Here is a 26,262-nt window from a genome sequence, read left to right as displayed (position 1 = left end):
TTCCTCATCGCGCCGTTTTGCCGCCCGACCGGATCCGCGCTCGTGGGCATCGACCCCTTCGTTTCCGGTGGAGAGTGCGCGTTCGTGTACACTTTACGCGCCGGTACTCCCTTTTATATCCGGGCGCATGGTCGGGCATGGATCTCACGATCGCGCTCGTCGGCGTCGGCGCCATCCTCGCGCTGACCGCGGTGAGCGCCTTCTTCTCCAGTTCGGAGCTCGCGGTGTTCTCCGTGCCGACTCACCGGATCGACTCGCTCGTCGCGACCGACGTCCCGGGCGCCCGCGCGCTGTCGGCGCTGCGCGACGACTCGCACCGCTTCCTCGTCACGGCGTTGGTGAGCAACAACGTCGCCAACATCGCGGCCGCGTCGGTCGCGACCGCGGTGTTCGTCCGGTTCGGCTTCTCCGGCGGCGAGGCGGCCACGGGGTCGACGCTCGTCACCTCGCTTTTCGTCATCGTCTTCGGTGAGATCGCGCCGAAGTCGTACGCGGTCGCCAACGCCGAGCGGCACGCCCTCCGCGTCTCTCGGACGGTGGTCGCGATCCAGCGCGCCCTCCGGCCCGTCCTGTACGTGTTCGAGGCGCTCTCGGGCGTCGTCAACCGGTTCACGGGCGGCGAGTCCGACATCGAGTCGTACCTCTCCCGCGAGGAGATCGCGACGCTCGTGCGCTCGGGCGAGGCCGCGGGCGCGCTCGACGCCGAGGAGGGCGCGATGATCCGCGGCGTCCTCGAGTTAGAGACCACGACCGTCGCCGCGGTGATGGTCCCCCGGACCGACGTGGTCGCGCTCCCCGACACGGCGACCCCGGCGGACGCGCTCTCGACGGCGGCGAGCGAGGGGGTCACCCGGATGCCCGTCTACGGCGAGAACCGCGACGACGTGGTCGGCGTACTCGACGTCCGGGACGCGATCCGGGCCGACGAGGCGGGCGACGACCTCGCGAGCGCGCTCAGCGAGCCGACGTTCGTCCCCGAGACGAAGCCGCTCGACGAGCTGTTCGCGGAGATGCGCGCGAGCGAGGCCCGGATGGTGATCGTCGTCGACGAACACGGCGCGGTCGTCGGGATCGCGACGCTGGAGGACCTCTTCGAGGAGGTGGTCGGGGAGCTGGTCGGCCGGTGGGAGACGGACGCCGTCGACGTCGTCGCGCCCGACGCGGCCGTCGTCCGCGGTTGGACCACCGTCTCGCACCTCAACGAGACGCTCGGTCTCTCGCTGCCCGCGGAGGCGGGCGCCGAGACCGTGGCGGGCCTGATAACCCGCCAGCTCGGCCGGCTCCCGTCCGGGGGCGACCGCGCCGCCGCGGGCGACGTCACCTTCACGGTCACGGGGGCGACCGCGACCCGGGTCACCCGAGTCCGGGTCGAACACGCCGACGAGAACGGGTTCGCCGCGGTCGGCGGGAGCGGCGACGAGCCGGCGGACCCCGCGTGACGGTCGCCGCCCGGACCGTCGCCGTCGAGGCGGTCGTCGCCCCCGCGGCGCCCACACACATAACACAACATACATGTGCCTCCGACGGGTCTCGAAAGACACGTTCTCGATCATGGTGAGCCGCTGGGCGTGTGACCGGTGCGGGTTCGTCGCGTGGACGCGGGACCGGTCGGAGATGGCCGAGGTGACCGGGTCGCACCTGCTCGCGCACCACTCGGACGCGCTCTCGAAGTCGGACTTCCGCGTGAGCTGGGACTGCCCGTACTGCGCCACCGCCAAGACCGCCTACGACACCGACGGCGCGGTCGACGAGTTCAAAGCGCACCTCCACGACCACGTGACCGACCGGATAGCCGACGGGGTCCACGTGGCCGACCGGCTGGGCTGGGACGGGGTCGTCCGGGTCGACGCGCCGGCGACCGACGAGGAGGTCGACGCGCTCCGGACTCACTTCCACGGCGCCGCGGGGCTCGTCGTCGCCGTGACGCCCACGCCGGAGCGGCTGGTCCGCGCGCTCGACGAGCGCCTCGCGTCGTGGCCCCGACGGACGGTGATCGTCTCCACCGGCGAGTACGAGTTCGAGGCGACGGCGGACGTCGACTTCGAGGGGCTCGACGTCGAGATCGTCGAACTCGACCCGCGCCTCTCCCCCGACGAGGTCGGGGAGACCGTCTCGCGCATCCTCGACGCCAACCACCAGCCCGGCGAGCGCGTCTCGCTGGAGGTGAGCGTCTTCGGCCAGATCGTCGCCGCCTTCGACGTCGAGCAGGCGGTCGCGTTCGTCCGCATGCTCGCCGCGCGCCTCGCGGACGCCCGCGGCGCGTTACAGCTGTACGTCGACGCCGACGCCGACCGCAACGTCGCCACCGTCCTGAACCTCCTCGACGAGACGATCGACCTGACGGTCGCGGTCGACGACGGGCGGTTCGTCCGGCGGCCGTAGGGCTCGCCGGTCTCGCCTCCCTCTCTTCGCTCCTCGTAGCTCCCCCCCTTCACTCCTCGTAGCTCTCCGTGTAGTCCGCGGGCCAGCGGACGTAGACGTACTCGACGTGGCGCTCCGCGGCCGCCTCGACGACGGCCCGCTTGAACCGCCGCAACACCGCCCTGGCGCGCTCGCGAGCGCTCTCGGAGGCGGCCCCGTCGCCCGCGAGCGACCGGAGCCGCCGCTCGACGTCGACGCCGAGCGGGGACTCGGTCACGGCGTCCGAGGGATCCCTTTCGGTCACGGCGTCCGAGGGGCCTTCCTCGGTCGCGTCCGCCGAGACGATCCGCGGCAGGTAGGCGGCTGCGAGGTCCGCTACCAGCCGGTCGCGGTGGTCGAGCGCGTCGATCAGCCACTCGACCGCCGCCGACCGGTCGGCCGCGCCTGGGTCGGCCGCTTCGAGGCACTCGCAGTACAGCCACGCCGCGTACCGCCTCGTGTCGGCGTCGACGCGTCCCCGCGACTCGCCCCCGTCACCCGCCGTCCGGTCGCCGGTGGTCCGATCGGCGGCCGTCCGCTCCGCGGCGACCGCGCGGAACGCCGCGAGCGCCCCGTCGGCCTCGAAGGGGCGCTCGGTCAGGACCCGGTCGCGCACGTCGCCCGCGGGGACCGCGTCCGCCTCCGCGACGACCGTCGCGACGGACTCGGCGGCCGTCCGACGCACCCCCGCCGCGGGGTCCCCGAGCGAGCCGAGCAGCACGCCGGTGGCGTCCCGCCGGCCGAGTTCGCCCAGTCGGTCGACCGCGGTGAGCCGGAGCCGCTCGTTCCCGCGCCGCGCCGCGAGCGCGAGCAGTTCGACCGCGTCGTCGGTGTCCATCTCGACGAGCGCGTCGGCCGCGGCGCCGCGCACGAGGCCGTTCGGCACGTTCACCAGCGGGCGGACCGCCTCGACCGACTCGCCGCCGGCCCGCGCGTACCCCCTGACGGCCCGGGCGCGGACCCGCGCGTCGTCGTCGTCGAACGCCTCGCGGAGCCGGGGGGCGGCGTCCGCGCCGCCGACGGCCGCCAGCCCGGTCGCCCCGACCATCCGATACGCGGCCCGGTCGCGTCCCAGCCACCCGGCGAACGTCTCGTCGCCCTCCCGCTCTGCGATCCGCCGGGCCAGCCGATCGACGTGGTCGTCGCCGTGGAAGTACAGCGACTCTATCGCCGCCGCGCGGACGGCCTCGTCTGGGTCGTCGAGCGCGGTCGCGAACAGCGCCTCGACGATCCGGTCCGCGTCGGCGCTCATCGAACTGGAGGGGCTGCCGAGCGCCTCCGCCGCCTTGCGTCGCGTCGACGCGTCGAACCGCCGGTCGAGCCGCGCCACCGCCGGGGGGCGACCCCCGTCCGTGCGTCCGCGGTCGGGAGCGGCGTCGCGGTCGGGCGGGTCGCCCCCGTCGGAAGCGCCGTCGCCGTCGCGCCCGGCGCCGCCGCTCTCCGTCGACCCCGCGCCTCCCGCCGTTCGCGGCCCGTCGTCCATCTGTGATCCCCTCACCGATCCGGTACGTTAAACGTACGGCCGCGGCTATCAGCGGTGAGAATCGACTCGGGGCGCGCGTCGGCTCGCCTCACCCGAGGCCGAACTCTCGGACGACGGCGTACTCCGGTCCCGACTCGGTCAGCGTCGATTTCAGCAGTCGGATCTCGTCGACCGAGAACGACCCGACCGTCGGGTCCCCGGCGTCGAGCGCGTCCCGGACCGCCCCGGCCCCGGTCGCGTTCTCGACCCGGGCCAGCGTCACGTGCGGCGTGAACTCGTGGTCGGCCGGGGCGACGCCGAGCGCGGTCGTCTCCGCTTCGAGGGCCTCGTGGAGCGCGGTCAGTTCGTGGCCGCCGCGGTCGACGCCGGTCCAGACGACGGAGATGTACTCGCGGTTCGGGAAGACGCCGAGGCCGGCGACCGCGCATTTAAACGGGGCGACGCCGGCGCGGTCGACCGCGCGCTCGCCGGCCGCGATCACGTCGTCGACGGTGGGAGTTTCAGGGTCGCTCTCGGCTGTTTCGGGAATGTCACCGAGGAACTTCAGCGTCACGTGCGCCTGCTCGGGGTCGACCGGGTTGACGCCGGACGCGTCCGCGAAGGGGGCCTGCGCGTCCGCGACGGCCGGCGCGAGCGAGTCCGGGAGGTCGACGGCGAAGAACGCTCGCATTACGGGTGAGGCGTTACAGGAGACGATTTATAAATATCCAACCGTGGATCGGCGACGACCACCTCCAAAGCCCCAGCCGCCGAGGCGGGCGCACGCTCGCTGCGCTCCTCGGTCGCTCGTTTCACTCGCTCCCTGCGGTGCTTGCGTCGTCGTGCTTCGCCCGCCTCGGCGGCTGCCCCTTTGAGTCCCGCCCCGACCGCACCGCAACCGCACCTCACACCACCCCAGCCTCGTCGCTGGCGCCGTCGGCGCCAGCGACTCCCTCGCGCGTGCGACTCGCGGCCTCCGCTCCGCTCCGGCCGCCCGCCGGCACGCGCCACCGCGGATCTATTTATAAGCGTTCGCGGAGCGTCTCGGCGGTCGCGCCCCCGACGCCGTCGACGTCGGTGAGGTCCTCGCGGGAGGCGTCCCGGACGCTCTCGACCGAGCCGAACCGCCGGAGGAGCCGGCGGCGGGTCTGGGGACCGACGCCGGGCACGTCGTCGAGGACCGTCTTCACCTCGTCGCGGACGGTCTGGTGGTAGGAGACCGCGAAGCGGTGCGCCTCGTCGCGCACGCGCTGGAGCAGGTGGAGTTCGGGCGCGTCGTCGTCCCACCGCCGGGTGCCGGTCGGGGTGACGACCAGCTCCTCCGCCTTGGCGAGGGCGACGACGGGCACGTCCCAGCCCGTCTCCGCGAGCGCGTCGCGAGCGGCGCCCAGCTGGCCCTCGCCGCCGTCGATCAGGAGGAGGTCGGGATCCGGGCGGTCGTCCTCGCCGGCGAGCGCGCGCTCGGCGCGCCACCGGATCAGCTCCCGCATGTTCGCGTAGTCGTCGTTGCGCTCGGTGAGCTTCTTCCGCCGGTAGTCGGCGGTCTCCGCGCTCCCGTCGACGAAGCACACGTCGGAGCCGACGACGGCGGTCCCCTGCGCGTGGCTCACGTCGAACCCCTCGATCCGGTCGGGGCGGGCGATTCCGAGCCGCTCGCCCAGCGCGCCCACGGGGTCGTCGCGACCCCCGCGCTTCCGGGCGTTCTTGAGGGCGAGTTCGACCAGCTTCGCATCGCGGCCGGCGCCCGGGACCCGGACCGCCACCCCCTCGCCCTCCAGCCAGTCGACCACGTCCGGATCGGCGGGTTGCTCGGCGAGGAGGACCGCGTCCGGGAACTCCCGCTCGGCGTAGTACTGCGCGAGGAACGCCGCGAGGACGGCCGCGGGGGTGTTGGCGTCGGGGCTTCCGGACCCCTCGCCGCCGGTCGACCCCTCCTCCACCGCCGCCGCGTCGAGTCGGTGCCGAGTCCGGTCGACCAACTGGCCGCGCTCGCTGTGGAGCCGGGCCACGCGGGCGGCGTCGCCCTCCACCGCGGCCGCCAGCACGTCGACGGTGCGGTCGTCGCTCCGGTCGCTGACGGCCTCGCCGCCCTCGCCGTGGAACGCCTCGACGGCTTCGAGGCGGTCGCGGAGGTTCGCGGCGCGCTCGAACTCGTTCGCCTCCGCCGCGGCCTCCATCCGGCGCCGCAGGGGGTCCGCGAGGGCGCCGGTCTCGCCCTCGAAGAAGCGCCGCGCGGCCGCCACGTCCTCGGCGTAGCTCTCCGTGGATATCTCGCCGGTGCACGGCGCCGAGCAGATGCCCATCTCGTAGTCGAGGCAGGGCCGGTCGCGCCCCTCGTACTTGTGGTCCGAGCAGCCCCGCAGCAGGTACTCGTCGCGGACCGCCTTCACCACCGTCTCGACGCGCCCCACGTCGGTGAACGGGCCGTACGCGACCGCGCCCGCCTCGGGGTCGCGGGTCACCTCGATTCTGGGGACCTCGTGGTCCGAGAAGGCCACGAGCGGGTACGACTTGTCGTCCTTCAGTCGGACGTTGTACCGCGGCCGCAGCCGCTTGATGAGGTTCGCCTCCAAGAGGAGCGCCTGCGTCTCCGTGTCGGTGACCGCGAACTCGATCCGGTCGGCGCGCTCGACCATCCCGCGGATGCGGCCCGAGCGGGGGTCCGCGTACGACCGCACCCGGTCGCGGAGGTCGAGCGCCTTGCCGACGTACAGCGTCGTCTCGCCCGCTCGGAACTGGTAGACCCCCGGCTCCGTCGGAAGGTCTCCGGCCCGCTCGCGCACCGCGTCGGCGTCCATCGGTCCTCGGTCGTCGTAACCGCCCGACGCCATTGAACGCTGCGGGGCGAGGCGCGCCCGTGTCCTCGCTGTGACTCGGATTATCAAACGTGAGTACCGGGACGTGCGGTTTATGATGCCGGTTGGCAGACAGTAACGCAGACATGACGGGACTTCAGGGGCTCTTCCGGCGCGTGTTCGGTCGAGACCGGGACTCGCAGTCGGTCCCGGACGGGGGCGTCGTCGTCGACGACGCCGGGAGCGACGTTGGTCCGGGAGCGGGCAGCGAGGAAACGGACGCCGAAACCGAGGGCGAGGAGTACGAGATCACCGAAGAAACGGGCGTCGACCGCGCCGAGACGCTGGCCCGGGCGGGCTTCCAGCAGGTGTTCGACGCCACGAGCGTCCCGATGTTCATCCTCGACGCCGACGGCAACGTCGCGGAGTGGAACGAGTCCATCGTCTCGCTCACCGGGAGCGAGCGCGAGGACGCGATCGGCCACGGGCACGTCTCCGAGCTGTTCTACCCCGACGGGCGCCGGGCCGACACCCTCGCTGACAAGGTGCTCAACGCGCCCGAGGACGCCGACGAGGTGTACGGCGTGGAGCGCTGCGACTCTGCCCGGACGCGCTACCGCGACACCAGCACAATGTTGGACCGCCACGGCGACGAGAAGCACATCGAGTTCACCGCGACGCCGATGTACGACGACAGCGGCGAGCTCGTCGGCGTCACCGAGGTCGTCGTCGACCGCACGGAGAACGTCAACGAGCGCGACGCGACGAAGGAGCTGGTCTCCGAGATCCGCACCACGGCCGAGGAGATCGGGGAGGGGAACTTGGAGGCCCGCGCCGTCTGCCGCGAGGAGTGCGAGGTCCTCGACGAGGAGCTGTTGAGCGTCATCGGCGTCGTCAACGAGATGGCCGAGAACCTCGAGGACCTCTCAGAGAGCGTCCACGAGAAGGCGCGCGACCTCGACGGCACCGTCGACGAGGCGAGCGCCGCGGCCGCCGACATCGCGGAGAACGTCGACGAGCAGAACGAGCTCCTCGAAGAGAGCGTCTCCGAGATGCAGTCGTTCTCCGCTGGGATGGAGGAGGTGGCCGCGACGGCCGACGAGGTCGACTCCGCCGCGGTCGCGGCCGCCGACGCCGCCGACGAGGGGTTAGACGCCAGCGAGGACGCCCGCGCGGCGACCGAGGACGTCGTCGAGATCGGCGACGAGCTGGTCGAGAGCGTCGGCGCGCTCTCCGAGCGGATGGACGACATCGAGGAGGTCATCGAGGTCATCTCCGACGTGGCCGAGCAGACCAACCTGCTCGCGTTGAACGCCAACATCGAGGCCGCCCGCGCCGGCGAGGGCGGCGACGGCTTCGCGGTCGTCGCGGAGGAGGTGAAAAAGCTCGCGGACGAGACCCGCGGCTACACCGAGGAGATCACGGAGAGCCTCGACAAGCTACAGGCGCAGTCCGCGGAGACCACGACCGCCGTCGAGCGCTCCCACGACCGCATCGAGGACGCGGGCACCGAGATCGAGACGGTGCTCGACTCCCTCGAAGAGATCGCCGACGCGGTCGACGAGGCGGCCGCCGGCGTCGCGGAGGTCGCGCGCACCACCGACGACCAGGCCGCGACCGTCGAGGAGCTCACCTCGTCGCTGGAGGCGGTCCGCGAGCGCTCCGACCGCACCGAGGACGCGACCGAGCGCATCGTCGACGCCACCGACGACCAGGAGGCGGCCGTCGACGAGCTGATCGCCCGCGTCGAACAGCTGGACGCGCGGTAACGTCTCGCGTCCCGACGCCCCCGTTCCTCCGACTGTTCCCGTCTCGACGCCCGCCCGTCGCCCGCCTCGTTCGGTCGATTTTCTTCCTCCCGCCGAACGTTTAACACCGCTCAACCCCCAGAAATCGTATGTCCGTTACGCCGCCCGGACCGATGGGCGACCCCCTGTTCGGCAACGGTCGCCAGTTCGCGGACGACCCGTTCGGCTTCCTGCGCGCCTGCGCCGACAGCTACGGCGACGTGGTGCGGCTCGACCTCGGGCCCCGCGAGACGTACCTGCTCACGAACCCCACCGACGTCGAGCGCGTCCTCGTTGCCGACGCCGAGCGCTACCGGAAGCCGCAGTTCGGCGACGACGCGATGGACGCGCTGCTCGGAGACGGCCTCCTCATGAGCGACGGCGAGACGTGGCAGCGCCAGCGGAAGCTGGCGAACCCCGCGTTCCACAACCGCCGGATCGGCGCGCTCGACGGCGTGATGGCCGACCACGCCGAGTCCCACGTCGCGGACTGGCAGGACGGCGACGTCGTCGACCTCCAGTTGGAGCTGGCGCGGCTCACGGTGAAGATAATCGTCACGGCGATGTTCGGCGCCGACGTCACCGACGAGGAGGTGAAGACGGTTCAGGAGAACCTCGAACCGCTCGGCGCCCGGTTCGAGCCGGACCCGCGCCGCTACCTGATCCCGGACTGGGTGCCGACCCGCGAGAACCGCGAGTTCGACGCCGCGATCGACACGCTCGAATCGGTGATCGACGACATCGTCGCCCGCCGTCGCGGCACGGAGCGCGACCCGAGCGTCGACCCCGCCGGCCCGGACGGGACCGGGGTCCGCGGACCGCCTGGCGACCCTGACGCCGACCTCCCGATGGACCTGCTCTCCGTCCTGCTCCGCGCCCGCGACCGCGGCGAGCAGACCGACGAGAACCTCCGCGACGAGCTGGTGACGATGCTCCTCGCCGGCCACGACACCACCGCGCTCGCGCTCACCTACGCGTTCTACCTCCTCTCGAACCACCCGGAGGCCCGCGAGCGGGTCGAGCGCGAGGCGATAGAAGCGACGACCGACGGCCTCCCGACCGCGGCCGACGCCCGTGGGATGGAGTACACCGAGCGCGTCCTCAACGAGTCGATGCGGCTGTACCCGCCCGTCTACACCCTCTTCCGCGAGCCGAAGCTCGACGTGAAACTGGGGGGGTACCGGATCCCAGAGGGGTCGGCGCTGATGGTCTCGCAGTGGGTCGTCCACCGGTCCGAGCGGTGGTACGACGACCCCGAGGCGTTCGACCCCGACCGCTGGACGCCCGAGCGACGCAGCCAGCGCCCCCGGTTCGCGTTCTTCCCGTTCGGCGGCGGCCCGCGCCACTGTATCGGGAAGGCGCTCTCGCTGCTCGAAGCGAAGGTCATCCTCGCGACCGTCTGCTCGCGGTTCGAACTCGACTACGAGGGACCGGATCTGTCCCTGCGCGGGTCGCTGACGATGCACCCGAACCACCCGGTGCCGATGCGGATCCGCGAGCGCTGAGGGATGGCGGGCGCCGACGAGGCGAGTCCCGAGAACGCGAGCGACGACGCCTACTGCGCCCGCTGCGGCGACCCCCTCTCGCGGGGCCTCGTCGCGGGCCAACAGCGCGCCTGCTGTCTCAACGCGACCCCAATCGCCGGCGTCTGCCCGACGCACGGGCCGGTGGGGCCGCATCACGCGGTCGAGGAGCGGAACGCGGTCGACGACGCGTAGCCGATCCCGACGGTAGTTCATTTATAAATTAGTACCTCCGCGGCCGGCGCGTGCCTGCGAGCGGCCGACAGGCCGCGAGCCAGCACGCGCGAGGGAGTCGGTCGCCGAGCGAAGCGACGGCGACCGACGAGGCTGGGGAGGCGTGAGGTGCGGTCGCGGTGCTGTCGGGTGGGGCTCAAAGGGGCAGCCGCGAGGACGAAGCACACCGACGTAAGCACTGGAAGGAGCGAGCGAAGCGAGCGACTGAAGCGCGCAGCGAGGTGCGCGAGTCCTCGCGGCTGGGGCTTTGGAGGTGGTCGCCGTCGATCCGGCAGTAACGATTTAAAAACGAGTGGCTGGGGCTTTGGCGGTGGTCGCCGTCGATCTACGATGGCTTATTTATAAGCGAGTGGTCGGGGCTTTAGAGGTAGTCACCGACATCCCGCAATCGATCACTTATAAATCAACGCTCGCGGCCACTTCCCGGTACTCCGGGTCCCACACGTCGAGCGCGTGGACGCGCCACCGGATCGGATCGAACTCGGCGTCGACGAGGCCGGCCACCGCTCCCGGCTCCGGATTCCCGCCCCGCGCCAGCGTGATATGCGGCACGTACTCGTCGCCCTCGATCCCCTCCACCGCGCCGAACGACGCACAGAGCCGCCGGTGAAGCCGGATCAGCTCGTCGCTCTCGACTGTGAGATACACCACCGGCCGCGACCCCGACCGCGGCGCGTCGAAGACGTCGATTCCGGTGACGGCGACCTCGAAGGGGTCGGTCCCGGCGAGGGGGCGCCGGAGGCGCTCGCGCAGGCGGTCGACTGCCTCCCCTCGGGGCGGCGCCTCCCGGTCCTGCTTCGACCCGTCTTTCCCGCTTCGGACGTCTCCGACGCCGAACCGCTTACAGACGAGGGTGTGGCGCTCGCGAACCCGGTCGAACCCCGTTAGTTTCGGATGGAGATCGCCCGCGAGCCGGTCGAGCGCGGGCGGGAGCGGGACGTTGAGGCTGAACACGTCGCGGCCGCCTCAGATCCGATCGGTGAGGTGTAAGGCGATCACGACGACGAGCGCGACCCCGATCAGCGTCGGGAGGGCCTCGAACAGCCACGAGGCGACTTCGAGGACGGCCCCGACGACCTCCAAGAGAAGCCAGGCGACGACGAGCAGTAACACGACTTTCAGGAGGTCGTCGGTGTCTATCTCGGCGCGGTTCATGCCCCGAAGAGCGCGCGGCAGCGATAAAAAGACGGTGGTGACCGCGACCGAGTCCCGCGGAACGTCCCTACGCGATCTTCCCGTACTGCTCCGAGAGCTTCTCTGCGGCCTCGTCGAGAAGCTCCGACTCGTACTCGTCGAGGTCCCACTCGACGACCTCCTCGACGCCGTCCGAGCCGAGCTTCGCGGGCACGCCGAGCGCGGTGTCGTCGTAGCCGTACTCGCCGTCGAGCACGACCGAGCAGGGGAGCACCTCACCGGTGTCGTTGAGGATGGCCTCGACCGTGTGCGCGACGCCGGTGGCGGGGCCCCACTGCGTGGCGCCCTTCCGGCTGATCACGTCCATCGCGGACTCCTGGAGGTCTTCGAGGATCTGCTCTTTCTCGTCGGCGTCGAAGCTCGGGTCGCGGCCGTTCACGCGCACCTTCGAGAAGACGGGCGCCTGCGCGTCGCCGTGTTCCCCGAGGATCGTCGCCTCGACGTTCTTCACGGGCGCGTCGAAGCGCTCGGAGAGGACGTAGCGGAAGCGCGCGGAGTCGAGCCGGCCGCCGAAGCCGACCACCTTGTGCCGGTCGCGGTCGCCCGCCTCGTAGAGGTGGCGGTTGAGCAGGTCGACCGGGTTCGAGGTGGTGACGGTGACGAAGTCGTCGTTGTGCTCGGCCAGCGACGAGCCGATGTCCTCCATGATCGGCGCGTTGTCGCCCGCCAGATCGATACGGGTCTGCCCCTCCTTGCGCGGGATGCCGGCGGTGATCACGACCACGTCCGAGCCGGCGGTGTCCGCGTACTCGCCCTGCCGGACGGTCGTGTTCGAGTCGTAGGCGACGCCGTGGTTCGCGTCGGCGGCCTGTCCGATCGTCGTCTCGCGCTGGTCCGGGATGTCCACGAAGACGAGTTCGTCGACCACGTCGCGCAACGCGAGGTTGTAGCCCGCCGCGGCTCCGACGGTCCCCGCCGCACCGATAACGCTGACCTTTGTCATACCGTGTGAAGCCGGGACCGGGCGGCGAGTAAACGTTTCGGAACCGCAGGGACGTTCGTGTTCGACTCGGGCCGCCCCTCCCGACGACCCGTCGCGAAAACCCTAACTCCGGCGGCCGCACACTCCCACCCAGTGCCGACGTTCCGCTACCCGTGTCCCGGCTGTCGGACGACGAACAGCCTCCACGACGCCGACTGCGAGTTCGAGGGCGTGAGCTGGCCGACCGTCGAGAAGGCGTACACGGACCTGCTGTCGGTGCTGTCCGCGGAGCCGGACGGCCTCTCGGAGGCGGCGCTGCGGGACGCGATCCCGGCGGACTGGGGCGGCCTCCACAAGGCGGCGCTCGGCGCGCTTCAACGCGACCAGCGCGTCGTCGAGGACGGGAACCGGCTCCGCCTGCTCACCGCCGCCGAGTTCAAGGAGCTGGTCTCCGAGCCCACCCGCGAGCCGATGCGGACCGTCTACGAGCACGGCTCCGTCCCCGGCTGCCACGACAACGCCGTCTTCGCGATGGTGGCGTGGTACGAGATGGTCGGCCTCTCGTGGCCCGAGACCCGCGAGAACGTGGTCGAGTGGCTCCGCGACTCGGGCGCGTGGGACCGCGGCGGCTTCGAGGAGTCGACCCCCGAGGAGCTCGTCGACGCCAAGCGCCACGTGTACGACGAGGGGTACGGCTGGAAGGAGAAGGGACAGGCCGCCAAGCGCGTCATCGAACGGCATCTGTGACACACCCGGAGGCCGGCGCGGCGTCGACGCCCGGCGACGGCGAGAGCGCGGACGCCGCCCGGACCGACCCCGCCGGCGGCTCCGACCGACCCCCGGCGGTCGCCAACCCGCGGCGCGCGCTCGCGGTCGTGATCGGCGTCGTCTTCATCGATCTGGTCGGCTTCGGGGTCGTGATCCCCATCCTCCCCTTCTACGTCCGCTCGTTCGGCGTCAGCGACGCCTTCATCGGGCTGCTTGCGGCCTCGTACTCGCTCGCGCAGTTCCTCGCGGCGCCCACGCTCGGGCGGCTCTCCGACCGGATCGGGCGCCGCCCCGTCCTGCTCGCGTCGCTCGCGACCGCCGGCGTCGCGTGGGTGACGTTCGGCTACGCCGGGGCGGCGGGGGCGCGCTTCGGTCCCGTCGCGGCGCTCGTCACGCTGTTCGCCTCCCGGACGCTCGCGGGCGCGATGGGCGGCAACATCGCCGCCGCGCAGGCGTACGTCGCGGACATCACGCCCCGGGACCGGCGGGCGGGCGCCCTCGGTCTCGTCGGCGCGTCGTTCGCGCTCGGCTTCGTCTTCGGCCCGGCGATCGGCGGCCTGCTCGCGGCCGACCCAGTTGTCGCCCGCGCCGACGCCCTCCTGCCGGCGTTCGTCCCGGCCACCGCCTACTCCCTGCCGAGCTTCGCGGCGGCGACCATGAGCTTCCTCGCGGTCCTCGTCGGGTTCGCCTTCCTCGAAGAGCCGACGCGGACGCGACCCGCGGGCGGCGCGGAAGGGGACGACGGCGCGCGCACCACGGCGATCGGTCAGTTCCGCGACGCCTTGGCCTCCGTCTCGCTCCGGCCGCTGACGGTCGCGTACTTCGTCGTCGCCGTCGCGTTCGCGGGCGTTCAGGTGATGTTCATCCCGTACGTCGCGGACGCGTTCGGCTACGACGCGACCGCCGCGGCCTTTCTGCTCACCTACGTCGGCGTCCTCGGCGCGATCAATCAGGGCGTCCTCGTCGGCCGGCTCTCGCGGGTCGTCTCCTCGCGGACGCTCGTCGCCGCCGGGTCGGTCGTCCTCGCGCTCGCGCTCGCGGCGATCCCCGCGACCGGCCTCGTCGACCGGGTCGCGGGCGACGCCGCCCTCGGCGGCCCGGGGTGGCTCACGCTCCCGCTGGTCGCGCTGCTCGCGGCGCTCGCCGCGCTCTCGCTCGGCAACGCCCTCGTCAACGTCTCGCTGGCGACGCTCGTCTCGGCGTCGGCCGACGACGCGGCGCAGGGCGCGGCCTTCGGCGTGACGCAGGGCGCGTCGAGCCTCGGGCGGACCGTCGGCCCGCCGCTGATGGCGGTCCTCTACACCGTCGCGGTCGCGTCGCCGTTCCTGATCGGCGCGCTGCTGCTCGTCCCCGTGGCCGTCGCCTTCGGTCGGTCGGCGGACTGACCGCGGCCCGGACCGCCGCGGCGCGATAGTTTTACCCCGCGGGCACCCTCCTGACCGATACATGTTCGACCTCGTCCCCGCGTGGCCCGCCGTCGGCTCACTCGCGGGCGGGGCGGGGGCGATCGCGCTCGCGTGGGCGATCCGCGAACACCGCGGGCGCCCCGGCGTCGACTGGTTCCTCGGCGTGTTCGCCGCGCAGGCGACGTGGTGTCTATCGTACGGGGTCGGCCTCCTCGTCGCGGACCCGACGATCCGCGCCGCGCTGGAGGCGACGATGTGGCTCGGCGTGATCTGGACCGGGATCGCCTTCCTCGGCTTCGCCTTGGAGTACACCGGTCGGAGCGACGTGGTCCGGAGCCGCCTGTTCGCGGCGGTCGTCGGGTTCGGTCTCCTCTCCTCTGCGCTCGTCGCCACGAACTCGCTCCACGGCGCCTTCTGGACCGACTTCGGCCGCGACCCCGTCTTCGGCGTCGAGACCGTCTCCTACGCGTTCGGCCCGTGGGCGTACCTGACGGTCGTCGCGGAGACCGTCCTCGTCGCCAGCGCGGTCTTCCTCCTCGTCGACACGCTGCTCAGCTACGGCCCCCTCTACCGCCGGGAGAGCGCCGCGGTCGCGCTGAGCTCGCTGCCGCCGGGGTTCGCCCTCGTCGCGTGGACGCTGGGGCTCGGCCCGGTCCCGCAGCTCCAGCTCGCGCCGCTGATGTTCGTCCCGCACATGGTCCTCGACGCGTACGCGTTCGACCGCGCGGAGATGTTCGAGCGGAACCCGACGACGAGCCGGGCCGCCGAGCGCACGGCGATCGACGACCTGCGAGACCCCGTCGTCGCGCTCGCGCTCGACCGCCGCGTCGTCCGGCTCAACCCCGCCGCCGAGGCGGTGCTGGGCGTCGACGCCGAGACCGCCCGCGACCGCCCGCTCTCCGAGTTCCTCGACCTGCCGGTCGCCGTCGGGGACGAGGGGGCGGACGAACCGGACGGCGGGGAGTCCGCCCGCGACGAGGGCGCGGGCGGCGGATCCGGCGAGACGGTCGAGACCGACGCCGTCGCCGGCGCCGGCCGCCGCACCTACGCGGTGTCGGTCTCGCGGCTGACCGACCCCAACGAGACCCACGTCGGCTACACGGTCGTCCTCTCGGACGTCACCGAGCGCGAGCGCCGCCGCCAGCAGCTGGAGGTGCTCAACCGCATCCTGCGTCACAACCTCCGCAACGACGCCGGCGTCGTCCGCGGCTACGGCGAGATCCTCCGCGACCGCCTCGAAGAGCCGGAGCTGGTGCAGATGGCCGACGCCGTCGAGCGACGGGCGGGCGCGCTGGCCGCGCTCGGGGAGAAGGCCGGGACGGTCGAGCGGCTGCTCGCGGAGAGCGACCCGGAGCCGACGGACGTCCGCGACCTCCTGAACTCCGTCGTCGCGGACGCCCGCGAGCGCGACGACGCGCCCGCCGTCGAACTCGACGTCGAGGATGCCGTGGCGTCCGACGACGGCGCCGACGCCGGAAACGCCGATTGGGTCACGCACGTACGGCCCGACGCGCTCCGCGCGGTCGTCGAGAACACCGTGGAGAACGCCGTCGACCACCACGACGGCGAGGGGACCGAGCGCGATGACGGCGGAGCGTGGGTGCGCGCGTCGCTCCGCAGGGAGGGCGGAACGACGGCCGAACGCGAGGGCGACGACCGCTTCGTTCTCACCGTCGAGGACGACGGCCCGGGCATCCCCGATCACGAGGTCGAGGCGGTCGAATCCGGGCGGGAGACCGCCCTCGAACACGGCTCCGGGCTGGGGCTGTGGGTCGTCGCCTGGGGCGCCGCCGCGGTCGGCGCGGACGTAGGGTACGAGAATCGGGCGCCGCGAGGGACGCGAGTGACGGTGTCGGTTCCGGTGGTCGGGGCGGAGTGACAAGAGAGAAATTTAGGCTTCTTATACCTTCGAAGCTCCCGAATCCGGGCGTTTCAGTCGCTCTGAATCCTCGGTGCTAACATATACGTTGCCTGTCCGAGCCCCTCCGCGAACCCGTAGTGGAGCTTGACGGGGAACTCCTCGCCGAGCTCGACGGTGACCTCGGCGTCCGAGGGGATCGCCTTGTTCATGTCCTTGAGGTAGTCGAGGCTGAACAGCGAGTCGGCGGCGCCGGCGCTGAGCGCGATGAGGTCCTCGCGGTCGAGCTTGAGGTTGACGTCGTCGGTGTCGCCCTCGGCCTCGATGAAGAACGCCTCGTCGGCCTCGTCGACGCGCAGGCGGATGTGGTCGGAGACCATGTCGGCGGCCTTGATCCCGCGGTCGAGCTGGGCGCCCTCGACGACGATCTCGGAGGCGAGATCGAGGTCCGGGATGTCCGGCTCCTGGCGGATCGAGTCGGGGTCGATGAGCGCGAGGGTGTACGAGAGGCCGTCGATCTCGATGTGGAGCTTGCGGGTCTCCTCGTCGAGTTCGAGGTGGATCAGGTCGCCCGAGTTGGCCATCCCGGCGATGTCCTCCAAGCGGGCGAGGTTGACGCCGATGACGCCGCCGTCGGCGTCGTACGACTCGAACGCGGCCGCCTCCAGCGTGAGGTCGACCATGCCGACGTTGGCGGGGTCGACGGCGCGGATGGAGAGCTCCTCCTCGTTCAGGCGGATCTTACACTCGTCGACCAACACGCTCACCGAATCGAGCGCGTCCTGAAACGTCGACGCGCCCACGATGGCCTTGAACATATACGCTCAACTTGGGCGGTATCACCTAAAAAGGCACCCGATCGGACCGGCACGGAAACGCTCAAAGCGACCGGATGAGGCGGGCGACGACGACCGCGAGCGTGACGACGGTTCGCCACAGCCGGAGCCGTTCGAGCCGGTGTTCGCGCCCGTCGGATTCGTCCGCCTCGTCGTCCTCGGGAGCCGTCTCGCAGTCGCACTCGCAATCGGAACTCCCCTCCCCGTCGCCGGGGTCGGGAGGCGGATCGGTGGCCCGCTCCGGCTCCGCTCGCGGCCCTCGATCAGGCGGTCCCGATTCGCGGCCCGGATCGCCGGCGTCGCGGTCGACCCGATCGTCGGTCGGATTTGATTCGGCGTCGGTTCGCTCGGGCGTCGGTAGTGACTCGTCGATCATCGGTCGAACCGGCCGGTGTCCGGCCGTACGCGAACTCACGTGGTTAATTTATAAATAAATGAGCCGAACGCAAAGTGGAACTGAAACTCGTGCGGCGGGGAGGAACCGAGCGGCCGGGGTCGGCTCGCCCTCAAATCAGCGGTTCGACGATATCGCGCCCCTCCGCGAGCAGGTCGTCGACGGCGGCCTCGGAGTCGGACTCCGCGTACACCCGCAGCTTCGGCTCGGTGCCCGAGGGGCGGACGAGCAGCCACGAGCCGTTCTCCAAGAGGAGCTTGAACCCGTCGAGCGTGACGACCTTCGCGACGGGAGAGCCGCACACCGACTCCGGGATGTGGTCCTCCAGCTCGTCGAGGACGCCCGCCTTCCGGTCGTCGGGGCAGTCGAGCGACACCTTTCCGGCCGCGATGTGCCCGTGCTCGTCGAGCAGGCGGTCGACGCGCGCGTCGAACGGCTCGGCGGCGTGGGTCGCGGCCGCGAGCAGCGCCATCAACACGCCGTCCTTCTCGCGGACGTGGCCGCGGAGGGTGAACCCGCCCGACTCCTCGCCGCCGAACAGGGCGTCGCGTTCCCCCATCGCTTCGGCGACCCACTTGAAGCCGACCGGCGTCTCGTACACGTCCTCGCCGTGCGCCTCCGCGATGCGGTCGACGAGGAACGTCGTCGAGACGGTGCGGACCGCCGGCCCCGAGTCGGCCTCCAGCAGGCGGTCGTAGCAGGCGGCGTAGAAGAGGTTCGCGTCGAGGACGCCGCGGTCGGGCGTGACGACCGCGATCCGGTCGGCGTCGCCGTCGTTGGCGATTCCGAGGTCGACGTCGCTTTCGGGGTCCGTCACGCGCTCGGCCAGCGCGTCGAGGTGCTCGGCCGACGGCTCCGGGGAGTCGCCGCCGAAGGTCACGTCGCGCTCGCAGCGCAGGCGGACGACCTCCGCGCCGGCCGATTCGAGGAGCGCGTCCGTGACGCCGCGCCCGCTCCCGTGCATCGCGTCGTACGCGACCGTGAACCCGGAGAGGTCGGCCGCGTCGCTCCCTCCGTCGCTCCCGGCGCCGGCGACTCGGCCCACCAGCTCTCGGGCCGCGTCGGCGTGGTCGCTCACGAGGTCGACGCGCGAGACCTCGCCGCGCTCGGCCTCTGGCAGGAGGTCCGGCTCCGCGAGCCGGTCGACGACGTCCTCGGTCACGTCCGGGAGCGCGGGCGCGCCGTCGTGCGGGATGAACTTCACGCCGTTGTACTCGGGCGGGTTGTGCGAGGCCGTGACCATGCACGCGCCGGCGAGCCCGCGATTGACGATGGCGTGCGCGATGACGGGCGTCGGCGCGTCGCGCTCGGGGAGGAGCACGTCGAACCCGTTGCCGGCGAGCACCTCGGCGAGGCTCTCCGCGAACCCCTCCGAGGTCTCGCGGGCGTCGTACCCCACGGCGACCGGTTCGTCGCGGCCCGCCGCGTCGAGGTGGTCGGCCACGGCCTGCCCCACGATCCGCACGCGCTCGTCGGTGAAGGTGTCGAGCGTCGCGCGCCACCCGTCCGTGCCGAAAGCGATCTGGTCCATGTCGAGCACGTCGGCGGCGGGGACAATAATGCCCGGTGTCGCTCGTGCCGCTTGCGTACGCAAGCTGATGGCGGTTATTTATAAGTGAACCGCGGTGGCGCGTGCCTGCGAGGCCGCCCTGCGGCCGAGCAGCACGCGCGAGGTCGCCGGCGCTACGCGCCGGCTGCCAGAGAATCTTCGATTCTCGCTGGAGTCGGGCGGCCGGAGCAAAGCGGAGGCCGGCCGACGAGGCTGGGGAGGTGTGAGGCTGCGGTTGCGGTGCTGTGAGGTGGACTCAAAGGGGCAGCCCCGAGGCGAACGCAGGCGACGCAAGCACCGCAACGAGGGAGCGGTAGCGACCGAGTGAGGAGCACAGCGAGCGTGCGTTCGCCTCGCGGCTGGGGCTTTGGAGGTGTTCGCTGTCGATCTGTGGTCGGCTGTTTATAACCGAGCGACTGGGGCTTTGGAGGAATTCAGCATCGATTCGCAATCAACCATTTATAAACGATAGATTAGAATTTAAAAAGCGCGAAACGTTCCCCAGAGCCGTCAACAAACCGCCGCCGACCGGAACTTCGAACTCGGACCATTTCGATCGCCTCCGTTTTTATTACTTGGTCTCGAATCCGGATTATGACCCGAATCGTCGCCGTCTCCGGCAGCCGGAGCGCGGACAGCACCACGCGGGCCGCGCTCCGCGTCGCGCTCCGCGCCGCGGCCGACGCCGGCGCCGAGACCGACCTGATCGACTTAGCCGCCGTCGACCTCCCGCTGTACCACCCGAACGAAGACGCGCAGGGCGACAGCGAGGACCTAAAACGCCGCGTTCGCGAGGCCGACGGCGTCCTCGCGGGCACGCCCGTCTACCGCGGCTCCTACTCGTCGACGTTTAAGAACTTCCACGACTTCTGCGGCTCGGACGAGTACGCGAACACCGCGGTCGGCCTGCTCGCCACCGCGGGCGGCGGCTCCTACGGCGGAACCTTAGAACACCTCCGGTCGACGTTCCGGAACGTCCACGCGTGGACGGTCCCGCACGAGGTCGGGATTCAGGGCGCCTCCTCGAAGGTCGAGGCGGGCGGGGCCGCCCCCGACGGAAACCCCCGGATCACCGACGACGACCTCCGTCGCCGTACCGAGCGGCTGGGCCGGGTCGTCGTCGAACACGCCGAGCGCATGCGGGAGTGAGGGCGGCGGCGCCCGCCGAGCACCGATCGCGGCGGCAGCCGGCAGGGATTTCCCCCGCGAGGCCGACCATCCGTCGATGAGTCGCATCCGCCCGGACGAACTGGACGAGCGCCTCGGCACCGACGACGAGCCGTTCCTGCTGGATATCCGCCCCGCGTCTGACTACGAGGGCGGCGCGATCGAGGGGAGCCGGAACGTCCCCGTGTACGACGAACTCCGGGGCGGCGACGACGCCGCGCTCCGTCGCCGGCTCGACGAGGTCCCCGACGGCCGCGAGGTCGTCACCGTCTGTAAGATGGGGGTCGTCGCCAAGCGCGCGACCCGGGTGCTCGACGACGCGGGTTACGAGGCGTCGACGCTCGCCGGCGGGATGAGCGGCTGGAACGGGTACGAGCGCGGGTCGCTCGGCTACCGGATCCGGTCGCTGTGGTGGCGGCTGCGTGGGTGACGCGAGGCGCGACGGCGCCGCGGGCGTGGAGCCGCTCCGCGCGAACGGGACGGCACCGCGGGCGTGGAGCCGCTCCGTGGCCGGTGGACCGCCGACCCGCCGGGCTTTTGCCCGGCTCGCGTCTACGACGCCCATGACCGAACCGGGTGACGACGACCGTGTCCGCTAACCGGAAGGGGGACCGCCGGGAGCGCGAGCTGGTGAACGCCTTAGACGACGCGGGGTTCGCCGTGATGCGCGCGCCGGCCAGCGGCTCCGCCACGGAGCGGGAGCTTCCGGACGTGCTCGCGGGCGACGGCGAGACGTTCTACGCCATCGAGGCGAAATCGAGCGCGGGCGACCCCATCTACCTCACCGGCGAGGAGGTGGAGGCGCTACTCTTCTTCGCGCGGAACTTCGGCGCGAAGGCGCGGATCGCGGTGCGGTTCGACCGCGAGGACTGGTACTTCTTCCACCCCGGCGACCTCTACACCACCGACGCCGGTTCCTACCGCGTGAAGAAGGAGACGGCGCTCGCGGACGGCACCGACTTCCCCGAGTTCGTCGGGGAGACGGAGAAGGTGACGCTCGCGGAGGCCGGCGGCGACGGCGACGAGGCGGACGCGACCGACCCGGAGACCGAGGAGCGCCGGGCGATACTGGAGGCCGTCCGCGACGGCCACATGCCGGTCGAGGACGCGCTCGACGTGCTGTAGCGGGGCCCGCACGCGGTCCCGCTCCGCCCGCGCGACCGGCTCCGGCACCGACCCCCTCGCTTATCCCTCGCGGCGCCGAACCCTGCCACGAATGAGCGAGGACTTCGGCCTGCTCGAACCCGCGGACCAGCCCGGCGACGAGTGGGAGCAGCTCGACGTCTCCGACACCGAGTCCGACCGGATCGCCCGGCGGCAGGACCGCGAGTTCGACGAGTTCCGCAAGCGGATCAAAGACACCGAGCAGTTCAAGCTGCAGGAGTCGGTGTTCGACGACGCCACGCTCGCGGCCGTCTACAAGCTCGTGCAGGACGGGTACGTCGACGCGTTCGGCGGGCCGGTGTCCACCGGGAAGGAGGCGAGCGTCTTCGAGGCGCTCGGCGGGCAGGCGGGCGAGCGACCGGAGCCGGGGTCCGAGGCCGCCGGCGGCGGCCCCGAAGGCGTCACGCCTGAGCGCGAGGTCGCGGTGAAGGTGTACCGGATCAACTCCTCGAACTTCCGGCAGATGCGCGACTACTTAGAGGGGGACCCGCGCTTCGACGGCATCGCGAGCGACAAGAAGGCGGTCGTGCTGGCGTGGACGCGCAAGGAGTTCGCGAACCTCGAACGCGCGCGCAAGGCCGGCGTCCGGGTGCCCGAACCGATCGCGGTCCAGCGCAACGTCCTCGTGATGGAACTCGTCGGCCACGCCGAGGAGCGCGCTCGGCGCCTGAGCGAGGTCGACGTGGAGAACCCGGAGACGGCCTACGAGGTCGTCCGCGAGTACATGCGTCGACTGTACGGCGCCGGGCTGATCCACGGCGACCTCTCGGAGTACAACATGATCATCCACGAGGGCGAGCTGGTGATCATCGACCTCGGACAGGCGGTGACGGTCCACCACCCCAACGCCGGGGAGTTCCTCGACCGCGACTGCGAGAACGTGGCCGCCTTTTTCACCCGGCAGGGGATCGACGTCGACCCCGACGACCTCCGCGCGTACGTGACGGAACCGGAAGCGGACCCGAGCGGGGAGCCGGACGGCCGAGAGTCGGGCGCAGGAGCGGGCGAGGGGTCGGAAGCGGACAAGAGGGAGTGACTCGGCTGCCGCTCCGGTCGCCCGTTCGGATCAGAGATCGCGGGCGTAGACCACGGTCGGATACGTCTCGCCGGCGATCTCGGTCTCGTCCGTCTCCACCCGTTTGAACCCTCGCGCCTCGTAGAAGCGGGCGCCGACGTCGTTGTCGGCGAACGCTTCGAGTCGGACCGCCTCCACGCCGTCCGGGAGCGCGTCGAGGCCGCGGTCGAGCAGGGCCGTTCCGACTCCCTCGCCCCACCAGTCGGGGTGGACGTATATCGCCTTCACCCCGGCCTCGTCGGGCCCGACGAACGGCTTCGTGTTCCCCTCGCCCCAGCGCGTCTCGACGAACCCCCTGACTGTTCCGCCGACGACGGCGACGAAGACGGCGCTGTCGTCGGTTTTGAAGCCGTCTGCCCACTCTTCCACCTCCTCCGGCGTCGGGTCGACCGTCATCGCGTCGAGCAACGACTCCGGGAGGATGTCGTCGTAGGCCGCGCGCCACGAGCGACCGTGCGCGCGGATCAGTTCCCGGATCTCCGCGTCGGTCTCGGGAGGGCGGATCTCCATAGTCGGGGATCGGCCCGGAGGCCGAAAGCGCCACCGGCGGTGTGCCACTCCGTGCCGACTTCGGTGACAGCGAGCGAAATCCCCGGCGAGAACCGTCATACTGGCACACACCGCCCGCGGCGGAACACTCTTAAAGGGCTTCGCCGGGTACTCCGTGGTATGCAACACGTGACGGTTCCGCAGGACCGGATCGGCGTCGTCATCGGCGCCGGCGGCGAGACGATGCGGGAGATCGAAGAGCGGGCGAACGTGCGGCTCGACATCGACTCGGAGTCGGGGAGCGTCGCCATCGAGGAGCGCGACGACCCGGTCGCCGCGATGGTCGCGCCGGACATCATCAAGGCGATCGGGCGCGGGTTCAAGCCGGAGACCGCGCTGTCGATCCTCGACCACGACCTCCGGACGCTCGATTTAATCGACCTCTCCGAGCACACCCGCAACGACAACGACCTCCAGCGCAAGAAGGGCCGGATCATCGGTGAGAACGGCCGGACGCGCGAGTTACTGGAGGAACTGTCGGGCGCCAACGTCGTCGTCTACGGCTCGACCGTGGGCGCGGTGGGACAGCCCGAGGAGCTTGAAGTGGTCCGGCGGGCCGTCGGGATGCTGCTCGACGGGGCGCCCCACGGCGCGGTGTACTCGTACTTGGAGCGCATGTCGAACGAACTCGACGACGACGTGAGCTTCAACGCACCGCAATAAGCGAGCGGATTTTCTGGTGTTGCGGTCGGCGTCGCTGTTTGTTTCTAACTCGCTGTTACTAGCGGTGTGGCGACTCATTACACAGCCCCAGTCGCTGGGCGATACGTGGGTGGCTACTGATCGACGGTGAACACCGCCAAAGCCCCAGCCGGGAGGCGGGCGCACGCTCGCTGCGGTCCTCACTCGGTCGCTCACTTCGTTCGCTCCCTCGCTGTGGTCCTTACTTCGCCTGCGCCCGCCTCCCGGCTGCCCCTTTGAGTCCTCCCGACCGCACCGCATAGCAACCGCAGCCTCACGCCTCCCCAGCCTCGTCGCTGGCACCCTCTGCTTCGCTCCGGGAGCCAGCGACTCCAGCGAGGGACCGAAGGTCCCTCTGGCAGCCGGCGGCTTCGCCGCCGGCGACCTCGCGCGTGCGACTCGCGCCCTGTGGGCGCTCGTCGGCACGCGCCACCCCGGTTTGCTACCCCGATTCGCGCCCAGCAGTTGATCTGGAGTTCTATAAAAAGCGCCGTGTGAACCCACCGCATACCGAGTAATACTCCCCACCGTGTTGCGGTTTCGCACGCACCGAGCGAAGGGTTTATATAGAATCACAAACAATCAATGGTTGTAATGTCACAGCGCCAGCGGATGGGCAATCAGCCCATGATCGTACTTTCCGAGGAGTCGCAGCGAACATCCGGAAAGGACGCTCAGAACATGAATATCACGGCCGGCAAGGCTGTCGCGGAGTCCGTCCGCACCACGCTCGGCCCGAAAGGGATGGACAAGATGCTCGTCGACAACGGCGGGTCCGTCGTCGTCACGAACGACGGCGTCACCATCCTGAAGGAGATGGACATCGACCACCCGGCGGCCAACATGATCGTCGAGGTAAGCGAGACGCAGGAGGAGGAGGTCGGCGACGGCACCACCTCCGCGGTCGTGGTCGCCGGTGAGCTCCTCGATCAGGCCGAGGAGCTCCTCGATCAGGACATCCACGCGACGACCCTCGCGCAGGGGTACCGTCAGGCCTCCGAGAAGGCGAAGGAGATCCTCGAAGAGGAGGCGATCGACGTCTCCGCCGACGACTACGACACGCTCGTCGAGATCGCCGAGACGGCGATGACGGGCAAGGGCGCGGAGAACTCCAAGGACCTCCTCGCGGAGCTCGTCGTCGACGCCGTCCTCGCGGTTCAGGACGACGACGGCATCGACACCGAGAACGTCTCCGTCGAGAAGGTCGTCGGCAGCTCCATCGACGAGTCCGAGCTCGTCGAGGGCGTCATCGTCGACAAGGAGCGCGTCGACGAGAACATGCCCTTCGCGGTCGAGGACGCCGACGTCGCGCTGTTCGACGGCGCCATCGAAGTGAAGGAGACGGAGATCGACGCCGAGGTCAACGTCACGGACCCCGACCAGCTCCAGCAGTTCCTCGACCAGGAAGAAGAGCAGCTCCGCGAGATGGTCGACCACCTCGTCGACATCGGCGCCGACGTTGTCTTCGTCGGTGACGGCATCGACGACATGGCCCAGCACTACCTCGCGCAGGAGGGCATCCTCGCCGTCCGCCGCGCGAAGTCCGACGACCTCGGGCGCCTCGCCCGCGCGACGGGCGGCCGCGTCGTCTCTAACCTCGACGACATCGAGACGGACGACCTCGGCTTCGCCGGCTCCGTCGCCCAGAAGGACATCGGCGGCGACGAGCGCATCTTCGTCGAGGACGTCGAGGAGGCGAAGTCCGTCACGCTCATCCTCCGCGGCGGCACCGAACACGTCGTTGACGAGGTCGAGCGCGCAATCGACGACTCGCTCGGCGTCGTCCGCACGACGCTGCTCGACGGGAAGGTGCTGCCCGGCGGCGGCGCCCCCGAGGCCGAGCTGGCGCTGCAGCTCCGCGACTTCGCCGACTCCGTCGGCGGCCGCGAGCAGCTCGCCGTCGAGGCGTTCGCGGATGCGCTGGAAGTCATCCCGCGCACCCTCGCCGAGAACGCGGGTCTCGATCCCATCGACTCGCTGGTCGACCTCCGCTCCCGCCACGACGGCGGCGAGTTCGGCGCCGGTCTCGACGCCTACACGGGCGACGTGATCGACATGGAGGCCGAGGGCGTCGTGGAGCCGCTCCGCGTCAAGACCCAGGCCATCGAGTCCGCCACCGAGGCGGCCGTCATGATCCTCCGCATCGACGACGTCATCGCGGCCGGCGACCTCAAGGGCGGCGGCACCGACGACGGCGGCGACGAGGGCGGCCCCGGCGGCGCGCCCGGCGGCATGGGCGGCGGCATGGGCGGCATGGGCGGCATGGGCGGCGCGATGTGAAGTTCGGTTAACGCCTTCACACCCTCACGCCGACTACAGCCGCTTCACCGAACCGTCCGCAGACCGAGCGTCGCGCGCCCCTTCGGGCCTCGACGACACGCGATTTTTATCGACGACTCGACGACCGCTGAGCCACCGGCTCGTCGCCCCGCCGCGAGCATCGGTATCGACTCTCATATTCGGCTCGTGCGACACGAGGGTAACACCGGCGTCACCAC

24 protein-coding genes are annotated in these 26,262 nt (G+C 71.0%); 14 read left to right on the top strand and 10 right to left on the bottom strand.

Going from position 1 to position 26,262, the window contains the following annotated elements; genetic code table 11:
• Window positions 1–137: 137 nt before the first annotated feature.
• Together KI388_RS13405 and KI388_RS13400 are read left to right on the top strand one after the other, a co-directional pair.
• Window positions 138–1,439 (top strand): hemolysin family protein, encoded by a 1,302-nt coding sequence (locus tag KI388_RS13405; protein WP_215087094.1) that lies wholly within the window; start codon window positions 138–140, stop codon window positions 1,437–1,439.
• A gap of 112 nt (window positions 1,440–1,551) precedes the next feature.
• Window positions 1,552–2,382 carry a hypothetical protein gene (locus KI388_RS13400; protein ID WP_215088795.1) on the top strand — a complete coding sequence of 277 codons (831 nt, stop codon included), beginning with the start codon at window positions 1,552–1,554 and terminating at the stop codon, window positions 2,380–2,382.
• Between the two features lie 49 nt (window positions 2,383–2,431).
• Here KI388_RS13400 and KI388_RS13395 read toward each other — a convergent pair whose 3' ends face one another.
• The 3 genes from KI388_RS13395 to KI388_RS13385 all read right to left on the bottom strand — a co-directional run bounded on the left by KI388_RS13395 (window position 2,432) and on the right by KI388_RS13385 (window position 6,660).
• Window positions 2,432–3,883, bottom strand: coding sequence for a HEAT repeat domain-containing protein (locus KI388_RS13395; protein WP_215087093.1), 1,452 nt, complete (start codon window positions 3,881–3,883; stop codon window positions 2,432–2,434).
• Between the two features lie 88 nt (window positions 3,884–3,971).
• On the bottom strand, window positions 3,972–4,553 hold the full coding sequence (gene thpR / locus KI388_RS13390; protein ID WP_215087092.1) for an RNA 2',3'-cyclic phosphodiesterase: 582 nt from the start codon (window positions 4,551–4,553) through the stop codon (window positions 3,972–3,974).
• 331 nt (window positions 4,554–4,884) lie between these two features.
• Window positions 4,885–6,660 (bottom strand): excinuclease ABC subunit C, encoded by a 1,776-nt coding sequence (locus KI388_RS13385; RefSeq protein WP_215087091.1) that lies wholly within the window; start codon window positions 6,658–6,660, stop codon window positions 4,885–4,887.
• 143 nt (window positions 6,661–6,803) lie between these two features.
• Between KI388_RS13385 and KI388_RS13380 the strand changes: the two genes are divergently transcribed.
• The 3 genes from KI388_RS13380 to KI388_RS13370 all read left to right on the top strand — a co-directional run bounded on the left by KI388_RS13380 (window position 6,804) and on the right by KI388_RS13370 (window position 10,162).
• On the top strand, window positions 6,804–8,426 hold the full coding sequence (locus tag KI388_RS13380; RefSeq protein ID WP_215087090.1) for a methyl-accepting chemotaxis protein: 1,623 nt from the start codon (window positions 6,804–6,806) through the stop codon (window positions 8,424–8,426).
• Window positions 8,427–8,554: 128 nt separating this feature from the next.
• The gene (locus KI388_RS13375; protein WP_215087089.1) at window positions 8,555–9,949 is read left to right on the top strand and encodes a cytochrome P450; all 1,395 of its coding nucleotides are present in this window, start codon (window positions 8,555–8,557) and stop codon (window positions 9,947–9,949) included.
• 3 nt (window positions 9,950–9,952) lie between these two features.
• Window positions 9,953–10,162 (top strand): hypothetical protein, encoded by a 210-nt coding sequence (locus KI388_RS13370; protein WP_215087088.1) that lies wholly within the window; start codon window positions 9,953–9,955, stop codon window positions 10,160–10,162.
• A gap of 435 nt (window positions 10,163–10,597) precedes the next feature.
• Here the strand turns inward: KI388_RS13370 and KI388_RS13365 are convergent, their stop codons facing one another.
• The 3 genes from KI388_RS13365 to mdh form a co-directional block, all read right to left on the bottom strand.
• The gene (locus KI388_RS13365; protein WP_215087087.1) at window positions 10,598–11,155 is read right to left on the bottom strand and encodes a 2'-5' RNA ligase family protein; all 558 of its coding nucleotides are present in this window, start codon (window positions 11,153–11,155) and stop codon (window positions 10,598–10,600) included.
• A 12-nt stretch (window positions 11,156–11,167) separates the two neighbouring features.
• Window positions 11,168–11,356, bottom strand: a complete 189-nt coding sequence (locus KI388_RS13360; RefSeq protein ID WP_215087086.1) for a hypothetical protein — start codon at window positions 11,354–11,356, stop codon at window positions 11,168–11,170.
• 67 nt (window positions 11,357–11,423) lie between these two features.
• The gene (gene mdh, locus KI388_RS13355) at window positions 11,424–12,338 is read right to left on the bottom strand and encodes a malate dehydrogenase (protein ID WP_215087085.1); all 915 of its coding nucleotides are present in this window, start codon (window positions 12,336–12,338) and stop codon (window positions 11,424–11,426) included.
• Between the two features lie 132 nt (window positions 12,339–12,470).
• Here mdh and KI388_RS13350 point away from each other — a divergent pair, with 132 nt between their 5' ends.
• The 3 genes from KI388_RS13350 (at window position 12,471) to KI388_RS13340 (ending at window position 16,370) form a co-directional block, all read left to right on the top strand.
• Window positions 12,471–13,064: a hypothetical protein gene (locus KI388_RS13350; RefSeq protein ID WP_215087084.1), complete on the top strand. Its 594-nt coding sequence runs from the start codon at window positions 12,471–12,473 to the stop codon at window positions 13,062–13,064.
• Window positions 13,061–14,470 (top strand): MFS transporter, encoded by a 1,410-nt coding sequence (locus tag KI388_RS13345; RefSeq protein ID WP_215087083.1) that lies wholly within the window; start codon window positions 13,061–13,063, stop codon window positions 14,468–14,470. The genes KI388_RS13350 and KI388_RS13345 overlap by 4 nt, the downstream gene beginning before the upstream one ends.
• A gap of 61 nt (window positions 14,471–14,531) precedes the next feature.
• The gene (locus KI388_RS13340) at window positions 14,532–16,370 is read left to right on the top strand and encodes a histidine kinase N-terminal 7TM domain-containing protein (protein ID WP_215087082.1); all 1,839 of its coding nucleotides are present in this window, start codon (window positions 14,532–14,534) and stop codon (window positions 16,368–16,370) included.
• A gap of 53 nt (window positions 16,371–16,423) precedes the next feature.
• Here KI388_RS13340 and KI388_RS13335 read toward each other — a convergent pair whose 3' ends face one another.
• The 3 genes from KI388_RS13335 to KI388_RS13325 all read right to left on the bottom strand — a co-directional run bounded on the left by KI388_RS13335 (window position 16,424) and on the right by KI388_RS13325 (window position 19,110).
• Complete coding sequence (locus KI388_RS13335; protein ID WP_215087081.1) at window positions 16,424–17,167, bottom strand: DNA polymerase sliding clamp; 744 nt, start codon at window positions 17,165–17,167, stop codon at window positions 16,424–16,426.
• A gap of 61 nt (window positions 17,168–17,228) precedes the next feature.
• A complete protein-coding gene (locus KI388_RS13330; RefSeq protein ID WP_215087080.1) occupies window positions 17,229–17,561 on the bottom strand; it encodes a hypothetical protein in 333 nt (110 codons plus the stop codon).
• 130 nt (window positions 17,562–17,691) lie between these two features.
• Entirely contained in the window at window positions 17,692–19,110 is a 1,419-nt protein-coding gene (locus tag KI388_RS13325; RefSeq protein WP_215087079.1) for a phosphoglucomutase/phosphomannomutase family protein, read from the bottom strand.
• Between the two features lie 612 nt (window positions 19,111–19,722).
• Here KI388_RS13325 and KI388_RS13320 point away from each other — a divergent pair.
• The 4 genes from KI388_RS13320 to rio1 all read left to right on the top strand — a co-directional run bounded on the left by KI388_RS13320 (window position 19,723) and on the right by rio1 (window position 22,495).
• Window positions 19,723–20,277, top strand: a complete 555-nt coding sequence (locus KI388_RS13320; protein ID WP_215087078.1) for an NAD(P)H-dependent oxidoreductase — start codon at window positions 19,723–19,725, stop codon at window positions 20,275–20,277.
• 76 nt (window positions 20,278–20,353) lie between these two features.
• Window positions 20,354–20,725, top strand: coding sequence for a rhodanese-like domain-containing protein (locus tag KI388_RS13315; protein ID WP_215087077.1), 372 nt, complete (start codon window positions 20,354–20,356; stop codon window positions 20,723–20,725).
• A gap of 146 nt (window positions 20,726–20,871) precedes the next feature.
• Window positions 20,872–21,420, top strand: a complete 549-nt coding sequence (hjc, locus tag KI388_RS13310) for a Holliday junction resolvase Hjc (RefSeq protein WP_215087076.1) — start codon at window positions 20,872–20,874, stop codon at window positions 21,418–21,420.
• A gap of 91 nt (window positions 21,421–21,511) precedes the next feature.
• On the top strand, window positions 21,512–22,495 hold the full coding sequence (gene rio1 / locus KI388_RS13305) for a serine/threonine-protein kinase Rio1 (RefSeq protein WP_215087075.1): 984 nt from the start codon (window positions 21,512–21,514) through the stop codon (window positions 22,493–22,495).
• A 30-nt stretch (window positions 22,496–22,525) separates the two neighbouring features.
• Here rio1 and KI388_RS13300 read toward each other — a convergent pair whose 3' ends face one another.
• Window positions 22,526–23,044, bottom strand: a complete 519-nt coding sequence (locus KI388_RS13300; RefSeq protein ID WP_215087074.1) for a GNAT family N-acetyltransferase — start codon at window positions 23,042–23,044, stop codon at window positions 22,526–22,528.
• Between the two features lie 159 nt (window positions 23,045–23,203).
• Between KI388_RS13300 and KI388_RS13295 the strand changes: the two genes are divergently transcribed.
• Together KI388_RS13295 and thsA are read left to right on the top strand one after the other, a co-directional pair.
• Window positions 23,204–23,746: a KH domain-containing protein gene (locus KI388_RS13295; RefSeq protein WP_008444741.1), complete on the top strand. Its 543-nt coding sequence runs from the start codon at window positions 23,204–23,206 to the stop codon at window positions 23,744–23,746.
• Between the two features lie 645 nt (window positions 23,747–24,391).
• Complete coding sequence (gene thsA, locus KI388_RS13290; protein ID WP_215088794.1) at window positions 24,392–26,044, top strand: thermosome subunit alpha; 1,653 nt, start codon at window positions 24,392–24,394, stop codon at window positions 26,042–26,044.
• Window positions 26,045–26,262 lie beyond the last annotated feature (218 nt).

Origin of the sequence: Halorubrum sp. 2020YC2, assembly GCF_018623055.1 — an archaeon.
GTDB lineage: Archaea > Halobacteriota > Halobacteria > Halobacteriales > Haloferacaceae > Halorubrum.
Note: the sequence above shows the minus strand (reverse complement) of the source record. Positions and strands in the feature narration are given on the sequence as shown.

Bases quoted from the DNA above. Each gene is read 5' to 3' on its own strand.
- KI388_RS13405 (WP_215087094.1), top strand. From the start codon at position 138: ATGGATCTCACGATCGCGCTCGTCGGCGTCGGCGCCATCCTCGCGCTG.
- KI388_RS13400 (WP_215088795.1), top strand. From the start codon at position 1,552: ATGGTGAGCCGCTGGGCGTGTGACCGGTGCGGGTTCGTCGCGTGGACG.
- KI388_RS13395 (WP_215087093.1), bottom strand. From the start codon at position 3,883: ATGGACGACGGGCCGCGAACGGCGGGAGGCGCGGGGTCGACGGAGAGC.
- thpR (WP_215087092.1), bottom strand. From the start codon at position 4,553: ATGCGAGCGTTCTTCGCCGTCGACCTCCCGGACTCGCTCGCGCCGGCC.
- KI388_RS13385 (WP_215087091.1), bottom strand. From the start codon at position 6,660: ATGGACGCCGACGCGGTGCGCGAGCGGGCCGGAGACCTTCCGACGGAG.
- KI388_RS13380 (WP_215087090.1), top strand. From the start codon at position 6,804: ATGACGGGACTTCAGGGGCTCTTCCGGCGCGTGTTCGGTCGAGACCGG.
- KI388_RS13375 (WP_215087089.1), top strand. From the start codon at position 8,555: ATGTCCGTTACGCCGCCCGGACCGATGGGCGACCCCCTGTTCGGCAAC.
- KI388_RS13370 (WP_215087088.1), top strand. From the start codon at position 9,953: ATGGCGGGCGCCGACGAGGCGAGTCCCGAGAACGCGAGCGACGACGCC.
- KI388_RS13360 (WP_215087086.1), bottom strand. From the start codon at position 11,356: ATGAACCGCGCCGAGATAGACACCGACGACCTCCTGAAAGTCGTGTTA.
- mdh (WP_215087085.1), bottom strand. From the start codon at position 12,338: ATGACAAAGGTCAGCGTTATCGGTGCGGCGGGGACCGTCGGAGCCGCG.
- KI388_RS13340 (WP_215087082.1), top strand. From the start codon at position 14,532: ATGTTCGACCTCGTCCCCGCGTGGCCCGCCGTCGGCTCACTCGCGGGC.
- KI388_RS13335 (WP_215087081.1), bottom strand. From the start codon at position 17,167: ATGTTCAAGGCCATCGTGGGCGCGTCGACGTTTCAGGACGCGCTCGAT.
- KI388_RS13330 (WP_215087080.1), bottom strand. From the start codon at position 17,561: ATGATCGACGAGTCACTACCGACGCCCGAGCGAACCGACGCCGAATCA.
- KI388_RS13325 (WP_215087079.1), bottom strand. From the start codon at position 19,110: ATGGACCAGATCGCTTTCGGCACGGACGGGTGGCGCGCGACGCTCGAC.
- KI388_RS13320 (WP_215087078.1), top strand. From the start codon at position 19,723: ATGACCCGAATCGTCGCCGTCTCCGGCAGCCGGAGCGCGGACAGCACC.
- KI388_RS13315 (WP_215087077.1), top strand. From the start codon at position 20,354: ATGAGTCGCATCCGCCCGGACGAACTGGACGAGCGCCTCGGCACCGAC.
- rio1 (WP_215087075.1), top strand. From the start codon at position 21,512: ATGAGCGAGGACTTCGGCCTGCTCGAACCCGCGGACCAGCCCGGCGAC.
- KI388_RS13300 (WP_215087074.1), bottom strand. From the start codon at position 23,044: ATGGAGATCCGCCCTCCCGAGACCGACGCGGAGATCCGGGAACTGATC.
- KI388_RS13295 (WP_008444741.1), top strand. From the start codon at position 23,204: ATGCAACACGTGACGGTTCCGCAGGACCGGATCGGCGTCGTCATCGGC.
- thsA (WP_215088794.1), top strand. From the start codon at position 24,392: ATGATCGTACTTTCCGAGGAGTCGCAGCGAACATCCGGAAAGGACGCT.